The sequence below is a fragment of the Bradyrhizobium sp. Ce-3 genome, from assembly GCF_022835695.1.
In the GTDB taxonomy this organism is placed as follows: domain Bacteria; phylum Pseudomonadota; class Alphaproteobacteria; order Rhizobiales; family Xanthobacteraceae; genus Bradyrhizobium.
Map to the genome: position 1 here is coordinate 459907 of NZ_BQUV01000005.1, position 11733 is coordinate 471639.

At 61.1% G+C, this 11733-nt stretch carries 12 protein-coding genes and 1 pseudogene; 1 reads left to right on the forward strand and 12 read right to left on the reverse strand.

Going from position 1 to position 11733, the window contains the following annotated elements:
* From BRSPCE3_RS19995 to BRSPCE3_RS20000, 3 genes and pseudogenes are all read right to left on the reverse strand, one after another.
* The gene (locus BRSPCE3_RS19995) at positions 1-615 is read right to left on the reverse strand and encodes an SDR family NAD(P)-dependent oxidoreductase (RefSeq protein ID WP_283843149.1); all 615 of its coding nucleotides are present in this window, start codon (positions 613-615) and stop codon (positions 1-3) included.
* A 37-nt stretch (positions 616-652) separates the two neighbouring features.
* Positions 653-742: pseudogene (locus BRSPCE3_RS36075) on the reverse strand (oxidoreductase); the annotation flags it as partial.
* A gap of 35 nt (positions 743-777) precedes the next feature.
* The gene (locus BRSPCE3_RS20000; RefSeq protein ID WP_244067795.1) at positions 778-1524 is read right to left on the reverse strand and encodes an SDR family NAD(P)-dependent oxidoreductase; all 747 of its coding nucleotides are present in this window, start codon (positions 1522-1524) and stop codon (positions 778-780) included.
* Between the two features lie 176 nt (positions 1525-1700).
* Here BRSPCE3_RS20000 and BRSPCE3_RS20005 point away from each other — a divergent pair, with 176 nt between their 5' ends.
* Entirely contained in the window at positions 1701-2606 is a 906-nt protein-coding gene (locus BRSPCE3_RS20005; protein WP_244067796.1) for a LysR family transcriptional regulator, read from the forward strand.
* Between the two features lie 827 nt (positions 2607-3433).
* Here the strand turns inward: BRSPCE3_RS20005 and BRSPCE3_RS20010 are convergent.
* The 9 genes from BRSPCE3_RS20010 to BRSPCE3_RS20050 form a co-directional block, all read right to left on the reverse strand.
* The gene (locus BRSPCE3_RS20010) at positions 3434-4039 is read right to left on the reverse strand and encodes a CarD family transcriptional regulator (protein ID WP_309296319.1); all 606 of its coding nucleotides are present in this window, start codon (positions 4037-4039) and stop codon (positions 3434-3436) included.
* Between the two features lie 1096 nt (positions 4040-5135).
* Complete coding sequence (locus BRSPCE3_RS20015) at positions 5136-5564, reverse strand: VOC family protein (protein ID WP_244067797.1); 429 nt, start codon at positions 5562-5564, stop codon at positions 5136-5138.
* A gap of 113 nt (positions 5565-5677) precedes the next feature.
* Complete coding sequence (locus tag BRSPCE3_RS20020; protein WP_244067798.1) at positions 5678-6004, reverse strand: hypothetical protein; 327 nt, start codon at positions 6002-6004, stop codon at positions 5678-5680.
* Positions 5994-6191, reverse strand: coding sequence for a hypothetical protein (locus BRSPCE3_RS20025; protein WP_244067799.1), 198 nt, complete (start codon positions 6189-6191; stop codon positions 5994-5996). The genes BRSPCE3_RS20020 and BRSPCE3_RS20025 overlap by 11 nt, the downstream gene beginning before the upstream one ends.
* Positions 6188-7978: an alpha-keto acid decarboxylase family protein gene (locus BRSPCE3_RS20030; RefSeq protein WP_244067800.1), complete on the reverse strand. Its 1791-nt coding sequence runs from the start codon at positions 7976-7978 to the stop codon at positions 6188-6190. The genes BRSPCE3_RS20025 and BRSPCE3_RS20030 overlap by 4 nt, the downstream gene beginning before the upstream one ends.
* Before the next feature lie 35 nt (positions 7979-8013).
* Positions 8014-9189, reverse strand: a complete 1176-nt coding sequence (locus BRSPCE3_RS20035) for an HlyD family secretion protein (protein WP_375709931.1) — start codon at positions 9187-9189, stop codon at positions 8014-8016.
* 11 nt (positions 9190-9200) lie between these two features.
* Positions 9201-9404, reverse strand: a complete 204-nt coding sequence (locus tag BRSPCE3_RS20040) for a DUF1656 domain-containing protein (protein WP_223975764.1) — start codon at positions 9402-9404, stop codon at positions 9201-9203.
* Positions 9404-11224, reverse strand: a complete 1821-nt coding sequence (locus BRSPCE3_RS20045; RefSeq protein WP_244067801.1) for an FUSC family protein — start codon at positions 11222-11224, stop codon at positions 9404-9406. The genes BRSPCE3_RS20040 and BRSPCE3_RS20045 overlap by 1 nt, the downstream gene beginning before the upstream one ends.
* 149 nt (positions 11225-11373) lie before the next feature.
* On the reverse strand, positions 11374-11607 hold the full coding sequence (locus tag BRSPCE3_RS20050) for a DUF6894 family protein (protein WP_244067802.1): 234 nt from the start codon (positions 11605-11607) through the stop codon (positions 11374-11376).
* Positions 11608-11733 lie beyond the last annotated feature (126 nt).

An 11733-nucleotide genomic window follows, 5' to 3' on the forward strand; every position in this document is an offset into this window, starting at 1 on the left:
TCAAAGCTTTGAGCCACCGCCGACCTGGATGGTGTCGCCGGTCACCCAGCGGGCGGAATTCGAAGCGAGAAAGGTCACGGCGTCGGCGACGTCGTCGGCATGACCGATCCGTTGCAGGGCTTGCATCTTGAGCGCGTAGTCGCGGCCTTCATCCGTCTTGGTGAATTGCGACATGTCGGTGTCGATGATGCCCGGTGCCACGGCATTGACGCGGATGCCACGCGGTCCGAGCAACGAGGCGAAGTGCCTCACCATCGTGTCGATCGCGCCCTTGGTGGCGGAATACGCCGACAACTGTCCGACAGCGGCCCGCGCCGCCAGTGACGACGTCATCACGATGCTGGAGCCGTCCCCCATCAGAGGGAGCAACTGCTGCACCAGGAAGAACGGTGCGCGGACGTTGACCGCGAACATGCGATCGAAATCCTCGACGGTCTGCGCTTCGATGGTGGCGGGCACCGCAACTCCTGCGTTGGCGACCAGAATGTCGAGTTGGCCGACAACGAGCTTGCGCACCTCGGTGGCGAGCCGCTGCGCGCCGTCGGATGCAGACAGATCGGCGCCGACGGCATCCGCCTGCCCACCGGCTTCGCGCCGCGACCAGGGAATGGGCATCCTCGGCGGAACTTCCGTAGTGGACGATGACGCGGGCGCCGGCGAGAGCGAGCGCGCGGGCGGTGGCGCGGCCGATGCCTCGGGAGGCGCCAGTGACGAGAGCGGTTCGGCTGATGAGGTCGGTCATGGTTGTTCTCCTGGTTGAATTGCTATCGGGAATATTCACGCGGCGGTCTTGCCGCCGTTGACGCTGATGATCTGGCCGGTGATGAACGACGCCTTGCTCGAAGCCGCGAACAGGATGGCGTCCGCGAGCTCCTCGGGGCGCCCCGCACGCTTCAGCGGAATTCCCGCGACCATCCCGGCCTTGCGATCGGCCGAGCCCGTGAACCGGTCGAGCATTGCGGTCTCGATCGGGCCGGGTGCGATCGCATTGACGCGAACGCCGAAGGCGGCCGCCTCCAGAGCGGCGGATTTGGTCAAGCCTTCGACGGCATGTTTGCTGGCGACGTAGAGCGAAGCATTCGGCGCGCCGCGGCTGCCCATGGTCGACGAGATGTTCACGATGCTGCCGAAGCCTTGCGGCTGCATGATCCGGAGCTCGTGCTTCATCGACAGGAGGACGCCGAGCACGTTTGTGTCGAACGTCGCTGCGTAGCTCTCTGCAGTTTGCTCGGTCACCGGACCGGGCGCGCCTTCCGTGCCGGCGTTGTTGACTGCCACGTCGAGCCGGCCGAACCGCTTGATCGTCCGCTCGACCAGCGCCGAAACGTCGCTCTCGCGACGGACGTCGGCGCGGACGAATTCGGCTTCGACGCCGTGCGAACGGAGTTCATCGGCCAGCGCGCGGCCGGCATCGTCGTGGCGACCGGAAACCACCAGGCTGGCGCCATCGCGGGCGAAGGCGAGCGCCGTGGCGCGGCCGATGCCGGTCAGGGCACCTGTAATCAGGACAACGGGATGGGTCATGTCACTCTCCAGCAGGTGTGGCCGATATGCTTGATCGGCCTGGTTCGCCAAACCGTCCGCCGTGGAGCCTCGGAGGCTTTTTGCGTCGGTGCGGCTTCATGACTGGAGATTTAGGAGGGGCTGGCTTCTTTTAGAAAGACTTCGTAGGGTTCGAGCTATACTTTTGAGGGATATCTATGGAGCTGCGACACCTTCGTTACTTCGTCGCCGTGGCCGAAGAGGGCAGCTTCTCGGTTGCGGCCGAAAAGCGCCTGCACACCGCGCAGCCATCACTGAGCCGTCAGATCCACGATCTCGAACTGGAGCTCGGCGTGCAGCTGTTCGTGCGCGGACCGCGCGGCGTCGAACTGACTCCATCCGGGCGCGTGTTCCTTGACCATGCCCGAGTGGCCCTGCTGCAAGTCGAGGCCGCGGCGGAAGCCGCGCGACGCGCTGCTCGACCGGAGAAATCGGCCATCACGATCGGATTTCTCACTGGCTACGAAATGGATTGGCTTCCGGCCGTGATGGGTATCCTGCGCAGCAAGCTGCAAAGCACCGAGATCACGATTCGTAGCGAAGACTCGCCCGACCTGGCCGCCGGACTGGTGCGCGGCACGATCGACCTGGCGTTCCTGCGTCCGGAGAAGCACGCAACAGGCTTGCAGTTCAAGTTGCTAAGACAGGATCCGGTGCTGGCTTTCATGCCTCGCGACCATCGACTCGCCGAGCGCAGCTCGATCAGGCCCCAGGATTTGGCGAATGAAGTGTATGTCGGCGTGTCCCCGGTGCGGGCGCTGGTCTTGCGAACCGCGATAGAGGCGTTCTTCAAGCGCCACGGACTGACGATCAAACCTGCGCATCAGGCAGAAAATCTGGCAATGGCGGTCTCACTGATCGCCTCGACTGGCGGCATCAGCCTGCTTCCGCTCTATGCGCAAAATCTGCTGCCGAAAACCATCGTCAGCCGCCCGATACAGGGAGCACCGATGGTCGATCTGGTGATCGGTTACAACGAGGCTAACGGCTCACTGATGCTGAAGTTTCTGCTCTCAAAGCTGGATGAGATCAAGTTTCAGGTCTCTAGTCGCGATGGCAGATGATCGCCGGATCCCAGTAACCCAGGTCAAATCATCAGGATTCGGCCTCGCTGATGATCGGGAGAGACGAATGGTGGCTCAGAAATCTGCTTTGGGCCAGAAGCTGAAGAATTCGACGTGAGCACAATGCGTCCGCTTTTCGGTCCATAGCGACCAATCGCCGCCGGCCAGCGCCTCATTGAGCCTGACCGCGCTGGTCGCGGCTACCCCTTCTTGGGTAAGAAACGTTTGCGGGGCAACGGAGTTTTCTATTCGTCAGGATTTTGCACTTTACATCCTGGGGCTAGAGCCAACGCTGCCCGCGTGCATTTTAAGCGGGCGGCGTTGTGCCCTGGTCGTAACCGGCGCGCGGCCAGGGCAGTGATGCTCATGATGGCAATCGTGAGAAATACATCGCTCGTCGAAAGACGCTCATGATGCGCCTCGCGTCTGCGGAGCGGCAATAACAATGCACCTACGTCGAAAACGTTTGGTTCCGTCGGTGACGAGCGGCTTCGCTACTGTTCCACTCGAGATGCGTCGCCGATGGCTGCGAGACTGCGGGGGTTGCTGAACAGACTTGTCGAACTCGATGGCGCCAGCGGGTCTAGGGCAGGAGAGAGGCGAGTTCGGTGCGATGCACAGGCGGAATGGCCCGGATACCGGAACCAACCCCGCTTTGACGAATTACAACAGCAGAACCGGCCGTCCTCCGGCAGAGAACCGCTGGCTCTAGCTCGCGGCCGGTCGCCCAGCTCTCAACCTGAGACTCGCAAACGGGCGACCGGCGCGGGTCCCCTCCGGACTGTTACGCATAGTGTTAGGCTGCCTGCCGATCTCCGTAGACTGCTCTAGGCGCTTCGTCTTGCCCCGGTCATCATCAGACTTTCAAGCTCTCGGACGGCCGCTTCTTCGGTGACGCCGTCGACAACGGCAACCTCTCCCGACAGCCGCTCGAGTGCGGCCGCATAAAGCTGTCGTTCGCTGTAGCTTTGACCGGAATTGAACTCCGGCCGATAGAGATCGCGCATCGCTTCTGCGATGGCGAGAATATCTCCCGACTTGATCTTGCTCTCATACTCCTGAGCAAGCCGGGGCCAATTGCCACGCGCTCTGCGAGGCGCTTGACTGAGGATGCTTCGTGCGTGCTGGACGGCAGCTGGATCGGAAAGCGCACGCATCCCGACGCTCGCCGCTTTTCTTGTAGGAACTCGTAGCGTCATTTTGCTTTTCGCAAAGTAGACGACAAAGAACTCAAGCTGGGCTCCTGCCACTGCCTGTTCCTCGATCGCGACAATCTGGCCGACGCCGTGAGCCGGGTACACGATCAGATCAGTTGCCTTGAAGCCAAAGCGCGTCTCGATGCTACCGCTCCGACTCGTTTGATCGTCGGAAGCCACCGGTATGGAATGCGCAGGATTCGAACGATTAGATTGCGATTGACTGCTAAAATTCATTTGGTGATTTGCCCCGCGGCTCGAGGGAATTGGCTCCATTGCCATTCCCGCTGTAATCAATCCGCACGCCAGAACGAAAATGCTGAACTCAAAATCATTGATTTACAGCCCTTACCAATAGGCCGCGAGCGCGAGCGCCGCCACGAGAAATGCGATCGGCTGACATTCCCTTCGATCGCTGTGGTTTCTTGGCAACTTGTTCCCTATCGAGGAATCAGCGGAGCACATTTGGCTTGAAAGGCGACGCCCGGTGGTCGCTTCAGAATCCGCTCAGCGCGATAACTCCTGCGCCGGAAAATCTCCAGAGAAATGAAGCGCCAATCCAGACGGCCGGCCGGAGTGGCACCTGTTACTTGCAGCCGCGGCAAATCGTGAGCTTGCCGTTCAGCTTGTCGTCGTCCCCGGGATCGACCGATTGGTGCCCAGGGACACGATCTGCTTCTTGATCGAGCTTGGGCTGCTTTGCCCGGTGCGATCGGACGGGGCGCGTCGTCCGGCTTGACGTGTCGTCGTCGATGTCGACGCTAAAACCATCGTAATCGGGGGCCGGTTTAGCCGACGCCCGCGACCTGTCGATTACTTGTGCCTGCGAAACACTGTCGGACTCCGACGGCCTATGTTCGACAGGTGCAGATCGTCGGACAGTGGAGCGTGGCGGCAAATCTTCAGCGGCTCGAGGCAGTACCGAGCTCTTGGCGGTCGCGGTCGGCGGCCACGCGCTGTTGGTTGCGGCCGGAGATGCCGATCCCTCATTCGACGGCGATGGCGCAAGCGAAAGCGGAGGATGAAGCGAGGTCTGACATCTCGCGCTGTCTTGCGACCAAACTCCCGCGGCCAATAAACCAAGGGCAAACAGTGCGGTGTTATTCATTGCTCGTCCTGCAATCACTTGGAATGAAGCATTGATCGCGTGACTTCCATGCAGAGCAAACACCGGCGGCGAGCAAAACGGAACCCGTTCGTCGCGGGGCCATCCGAGGGGCGTCTGCACAATTTCGGAATATTAGAAGAATATCCCTGAGTTGCCCGACGTGTCAAGCCGCCTGGTCGAACGCCGGCCGCCGCCAGGAGGCGCTCCCGTAAACCCGTTGCGATGCTATGTGCGCCGCTGGGGGTTCCACGCCTTATGCACGAACTCGAGGCGGTTGCCGTCAAAGTCCGCGACATTGGCGGCGTAGTAGCCGGAGGCGAAGTAGGTGCGATCCGCCGGTTTGCCCTCGTCGGTGCCTCCAGCTTTGATTGTCGCTGCATAAGCTGCGTCGACCAGTTCATTTGTGTCGCAGACAATCCCGAGATACAGCCCGGTCTCGCCGGGCTTGCGTTGACGTAGCCAGATGCTTGATCCGACCGCCTTTCCGCTGCCGTAGACGTCGTCTCCGATTCCGTAGAGATCAGGGACGCCCTCGGGGCCCGAAGCTGAGTCGTAGTTACCGAAGATCCTCCAGCCGAGCGGCTTCAGGGCTTCAGAGTAAAAGGCCAATGACTCGTCGATGTTGGTGACGGATATGTAAACGTGGTCAATCATCCGGTCCTCTTGTAGCTCTTGTTGGTGGCAAGCTGCGTGTGGGTGAGCTTCGGTGATCTTGTTGACGGGGCCGTGAGGGCGTGAGCCATATTATTCGCGATCACACCAGCGATCTAGGCGCCGCGATCTGCCGCATCTACATCGATCGCCGAAGATCCTTCAATCAAGACTGCCGGCTCATCATACCCTTTGCGACTGCTGTAAAAAAGAAGCGCCATCAATCCGATGCCGACAAGCAAGGAGAAAATGACGCCGAACCCCATCGCGACATAACCCGAAGTTGGCACGTCGGCATCTCCGAGGGACCAACCGAGATAGGCGACGACGCCAGTCGCGACCAAGAGCAACGACAACACCGTGAGCACAATCCATGTACCAATGCTGTTCCGATGTACAGTTGGTGGTTCGCTTGATAGCTCGTCGGCGGCCTTATCGCTCATAGGAGGTCCTCCCCAATATGGGCGCGGGTTTACCGCCGCCGACCGTTGCCCGGGCGGTCTCAGCGTTCTGCGCGCCGTTGCTTTCGACCGCATGGAGTCCCCTGGCGGCGAACAGCGAGATCCGGATCGCCCCGGTGACACCGGTACCGATGACGGCGATGCGGCGACTGGGCTTGGTGTCGGTCATGAAAGTTCTCCGATGCGTTCTTCAGATTTTGGCATCGGTACCGCCGGAGTGTTTCCTTCACTGGGTCGGCCAGCGTCGAGTGTAGCCGGCCGAAGCTGCAAGTTGTCGCGCCGCTGCGGGCCGCGAGGGCCGTAGTCGAGGTCGGCCCCCTTGTTGCTGCTGACGATGACCGCAGCAGGAGCGTCGTGGGGATCCATGATCGACTCGACGAAGATCATCGCGTCATTCGGTGCGTTGAGGACATTTTGGAGATCCCCGGTAGTCTTAACGACGAACGAGCGTGCCGACGTGTCGGGACGGAGCACTTTCGGCAGATCGGCATAGGACCAGTTGGCGATGTCGTTGTAGGGCTCGTCTTGGCCGATATAGCCTCGTTCGATCGTGTATCCGCCGTTGTTGATCAGGAAGATCACCGGCTTGTGGTCGTGTCGCAGAATGGTCGACAGCTCCTGCGCAGTGACCTGGAACGAGCCATCGCCGACGAACAGCAGGTGACGACGGTGCGGCGCCGCGGTCATTGCACCAAGCAAGGCTCCGACCGAGTAACCGATCGATCCCCAGTTGATTGACCCGATGAAGGTGCAATCTCTCGGAAGTTTCAGGCCCAGGAGAACGAATGACGTGCCATTGTCGACATACAGGACGTCCCCGGGTCGAACATAGCTCTGGATGGCTCGCCAATAGGCAGCCTGGGTCAGTTTGGCGGACCCGTTGGCCTGAGTGCCTGCTACGGCAGGCGCGACATGATGCCCGGCGCGGCCTTTGACGGGTTGGATCGTGTCGATCACGCCGCGGAGGACCTCCTTGAGCGTCACCGCCTGATAGTTCTCATCACCCACGTCCACCGAATGGCCACGCGCGTGGATCGTGTCGGCCGGCAATGAAGCCGTGAAATCGCCGGTGGTCACCTCGATCGGCCGGTAACCGATCGAGAGCAGGCAGTCGCTGCTCTCGATCGCCTCGCGTACGCCTGGCTCGCTTGCCTTGCCGCCGTAGATGCCGAGGTAATGCGGGAACGTCTCGTCGATCACGGCCTTGGCTGCATTGATGACCGCCACTGGAGCCTGCATCTTCGCGGCCAGGTCCATGAGTTCAGACGCGACGCCAAAGCGGTCCGCGTCCGCATCAACGAGGATCGCCGGCGACGTAGCGGCGGACAGTCGCGCCGCGATAGCGGCAATGCACGAACGCAGCCGTTCCGGATCGCTCGGCGGTTCGGCGAGCACGAGCGGTTCTGCCGGAACCTCGATCTCGAGGTACGCGATGTCGGACGGCAGTTCCATGTACACGGGAAGCTTTTCCCGCCACGCGGTCAGGATCAGCCGATCGATCTCGGTGGCGGCGTTGCGCGGAGTGATCCTGGCCCGCGCGACGGTGACTTGCGCGTAGGCGTCAAGAAAGTGATCAAAAGTCCCATCGGCCATCGTGTGGTGCATTCCCAAACCACGGTCAATGGACCTGAGCGGTATCGATCCGCAGATGCAGATGACCGGGACATGCTCGCTGTATGAGCCGCCGACACCATTGATCGCGCTCAGGGCGCCGACGCCGTTCGTCACGAGGAGTGCGCCGAGGCCGTTCAGCCGCGCATAGCCGTCTGCCGCGTAGGACGCGGTCAGCTCTCCGGTCGTGCCGATCCATTTCAGTGTGCCGGTGTCCTGAAGCTGCTGCAACAGCGTCAGATTGTAGTCGCCGGGAACGCCGAACAAATGTTGGATTCCGGCCTCCTCGAGACGGCGAAGCAGGAAGTCACCGATCGTCATTCGCTGAGTGGGGCTATTGGACATGAGTCTGTCTCCTCAGATTGTTGAGTCAGTGGAAGTCACGATGGGGTAGGAATGCAGCCTGGGCGCGCCGGATCTCCGCCGAGTAATCCAGCAAAGCTCCGCTCCAGGTCGGCGCGTACCCTCTGAAGCAGCGTTTTGCCCTCGTCGTCCTTGCCGTCACGGATCGTGACAGTCGCAGTCAGGCCGGACACCAGCGGCACCCCCGATGGCACCTTGTCGATCGCAATGCGGACCGGCACGCGTTGTGCCAAGCGTACCCAGGTGTAAACCGGATCGACGTTGGGCAAGCCCTGCGTGGCAGCCGCCGCATTGGATACGCTGACCCCACGCGTCACCGTTGCGACGTGGCCAATGATCGGCGCCGGGTAGCCCATCAGCTTGGCCTCGGCGCGGTCACCCACGCAGAATCGGGCCAGCTTGGTCTCCTCGAAATAGCCGTCGATCCAAAAACTGTCGGTGTCGACGATCGAGATGTTGCTGGTCCCTTGTACCGCGTAGTTTCCCACTCGGAGCAGGAGATTGGTGACGAACCCGTTCACCGGACTGCGCACCTCGGTACGCCGCAGGTTGATCTCCGCCTGCTTCACCTGTTCTTGAGCCGTGTCCACGACGGCTGCCGCCTGAACAGCATTTCCCTGGTAGGTCTGCTTCTCTTCGGTGCTCACCGCGAGATCAGACAAGCGCTGCCGTCGTTCGGCCTGCAAATCCTTGACGTCCCTGTCAGCGATTTTTTGCTGTAGCGACGCCCTGTACGCGCGTAGCGCGATCTCAAAATCGAAGGGCTCGATGACATACAGGATGTCGCCCTTGTGAACGAATTGATTGTCGACGACCCGCAGCTCCTTGATCTGCCCCGAAATCTGCGGCGCCACGTTGGCAACTTGAACTCGCACGCTCCCATCGCGCGTCCAGGGGGCGGCATTATACCGATCCCAAGCCACGAGGGCGCTCAGCACCGCAACGATCGCGATGCAGGCTGTAGCCAGTCCGCGCACCAAAAGTCGCAGCGTTCGTGCGGCGTCGCCTTGCCGCCGTGACATAGGCCGTTCCGGGGGTGAGGACCTCTGTTCGTCGTCTGCATAGTCTTCCGAGATCCGTCGTGCGATCTCGTCGAACACGACCGTTTCACGAGGCGATGCGGGCGAAAACTGCGCTACGCTTGCCTGCGTCGCGTCCTGCTGAATAGCTTCCTCACGAACAATCGCATTCATGGCTATCTCCTTTAGAAAAACAGCATCAACAGGCACAGAATCGTCACAAAGAGACTGAGCTGTGCGACTGCGGCGTGACTGAATAGCTTCGCAAACCCTGCAACATGCAGGAGCGGCCGAAGCACGATGACGACAGCAAGCGCTGCCAACAGGTAGGTCACAAAAGGCGCTACCAGCACGCCTCCGACGACCAACTCACCAAAGGTATGTGCCATCAGGTTGCCTCCCGAGATGAATTCGGCCCGCTGTTCCGGTCGATCATGTCGCTTGTCAGGACAAGGCACTCCGCAGTTTCCGCCTCGATCGCGTCCTTGTGGGACGCGTTCGCGCGGAGCACGCGGGCGACGGCGCGGAGCGCGGCTGTGTCTCGCGTGCCGATCGCTTCGCGCGCTTGACGTGCCAGTGGAGCGAGCGGCCCATCGGCGAACTGCGTCAGTTTCGTGCTGCAAAGCCGGATCATCGCCGACCGATCGAAGCAGGAGAGCAGTTCCGCGACGGCACGATTGTCCTGCGCACCATCGGCAGAAAGGAATTGTCCGATGCGCGACGCGTCGCGGAACGTTGCTTCCTCCGGAGTTTCGCTATTCTTGTTGTCCGGCCCCAACTCGCCGCGAACCTCCGCAAGCAGCTGACTCCTCTGTTTCTCGTTGGAGACAGGCGGAATAAGCATTTGCGCCGCCAGCAAGACCGCTGGAGCCGCGACAATGAAGAGAGACGTGAAGAGGAATGCCTCGGGGTTGTAGGACTGAGGATTGCTCGGCGCCAGGATTGTCGGGATGGCGATAAGATTGATCCGGCCGAGTCCCGACCACACGGGATTTTGCGACGGCAGGAGCAATGCCGCGCCGATTGCAAAAGGAGCCAGGGCGATCGCCAGTGTAGGAAAGGCGTCAGCGCCATCGAGCACGACGAACTCGAGTATGCCGGCCAACAGGACCGCGACCGGCGCACCAACAAGGGCTATCGCGGCAAAATCTCGCGGGTTGGGCGTTGTGACTCCCAATGCAGCAACCGTCGCGACAAGATACAGTGAAGCGCTTGCCGCAGACCACCCGGCCCAGACGAATAGCGTCGATGCTATCGCGAACCAAAGAGCGGCGCGTACAGCGGTGTCAGCCGCGATTCGAAACGAGCGGTATAAGGGGGCTCGCTGCGATCGAGAGGGCCATTTGACTGACCTCAGAGCCAATAAATCCTGGCAGACGTGGTCGTCCCGCCGAAGCAACTCTCGCATTTTCCATGCGGAAGCGTCGGGCTCCAGATCGGTATGACTTGCAGTCAAGGCCCTGGCCGCCTGCAATTCAGCGATGAGGCTGACCGTAGCGCTGCGGGCGGCGGCACTTACGACGGTGCCACTGCTCGACTCGAGAGCAACGCTTGCCACGTCAGGACGGAGTCCAACGATATCCCGTACGAGCGCCAGGAAGGTCGCCGAATCCCCTTCACCACGGTAGGCGACGCTTGCATAGTCGCGCACGCGCCGATGGATTGTCGCCAGTTGGACGGCAAGTCGTGACTGACGATCGGGAGCAGACAGCAACACATTGACGACCGCTATCGAGATGATGCCGACGGCGATCGCCGCGCCGCGCTCCACGCTGGCGTCAAACACGTTCTGCGGATTGTCGATCTGCTGTATCGCGATGTTTGCAACGGTGTAGCCAGACAGGACGGCCGCATAGGCGCGATTACCGTCCAACAGTTTTGACGCAAAGACGCAAAGACCAAGCCACACCGCAGATGCCGCCAGAATCAAATCTCTTGTCTGAGAAAACAACCCGGTGATTGCGATCGAGGCTGCTACACCCACAATGGTGCCAGTTAGTCTAAAGGCAGCCTTGTCCAGCGCCTGACCGCGGGTCGGCTCAGCAAGAATCGCGACGGTGACCGCCGCCGTGAACGGCGCCTCGAGTTGGAGCCAAAAGCTCACAAACAACGCCAGGATGGTGGCCAGCCAAACGCGGACGGCGAATGTCCACGAGCCGGCGGGAATCCTGGCTGTCGTGAACGGCTGCTGAGCTGTTGTAGCGACCAAAGCAATCCCTCATCAACTTGTCAGTGTTTCGGCATTCGCGCTCAGATATCGGCCACCGAGGCAGGTGCCATCTGTCAGATGACCGGTCCGGTGACAGGGCGGGTCGGCTCGTCGGGTTGGTGGTGGAGAGGACGGGCCTCAGGTTGCTCTCAATTCGGTTTGCCGAGGACGAAAGCAAACGGAAGCACGAAGAGCTCTGCGCCAACGTCGTCTTCGACGTGCAAGATCCAGCCACGCCAATCTTCGAGACTTCGTGCCGTCGTCAGGGAGCGAGCGACGGAGGTGGCACGATCACGGGCTTCCGTGAGGTCGTCTACCGTGGCGCCGCACCGATCGATCAGAACTTCGTCTGCGTGGAAGCAGTGGAAATAAACCTGTGTCACCTCAGCTTCCTTCAAAGAGACGGTTAGCGACGAGGCGGCAGCGTCTCAGGTGTCTTCGAGCGGCGGCCAGGACCCGCGGCAGTGGGAATATCCGTAACCAGGTCCAGGCCGCTATTAAGAAGAAGA

Bases quoted from the DNA above. Each gene is read 5' to 3' on its own strand.
- BRSPCE3_RS20000 (WP_244067795.1), bottom strand. From the start codon at position 1,524: ATGACCCATCCCGTTGTCCTGATTACAGGTGCCCTGACCGGCATCGGC.
- BRSPCE3_RS20030 (WP_244067800.1), bottom strand. From the start codon at position 7,978: ATGTCCAATAGCCCCACTCAGCGAATGACGATCGGTGACTTCCTGCTT.
- BRSPCE3_RS20040 (WP_223975764.1), bottom strand. From the start codon at position 9,404: ATGGCACATACCTTTGGTGAGTTGGTCGTCGGAGGCGTGCTGGTAGCG.
- BRSPCE3_RS20020 (WP_244067798.1), bottom strand. From the start codon at position 6,004: ATGAGCGATAAGGCCGCCGACGAGCTATCAAGCGAACCACCAACTGTA.
- BRSPCE3_RS20010 (WP_309296319.1), bottom strand. From the start codon at position 4,039: ATGAATTTTAGCAGTCAATCGCAATCTAATCGTTCGAATCCTGCGCAT.
- BRSPCE3_RS20035 (WP_375709931.1), bottom strand. From the start codon at position 9,189: ATGAATGCGATTGTTCGTGAGGAAGCTATTCAGCAGGACGCGACGCAG.
- BRSPCE3_RS20025 (WP_244067799.1), bottom strand. From the start codon at position 6,191: ATGACCGACACCAAGCCCAGTCGCCGCATCGCCGTCATCGGTACCGGT.
- BRSPCE3_RS19995 (WP_283843149.1), bottom strand. From the start codon at position 615: ATGCCCATTCCCTGGTCGCGGCGCGAAGCCGGTGGGCAGGCGGATGCC.
- BRSPCE3_RS20005 (WP_244067796.1), top strand. From the start codon at position 1,701: ATGGAGCTGCGACACCTTCGTTACTTCGTCGCCGTGGCCGAAGAGGGC.
- BRSPCE3_RS20015 (WP_244067797.1), bottom strand. From the start codon at position 5,564: ATGATTGACCACGTTTACATATCCGTCACCAACATCGACGAGTCATTG.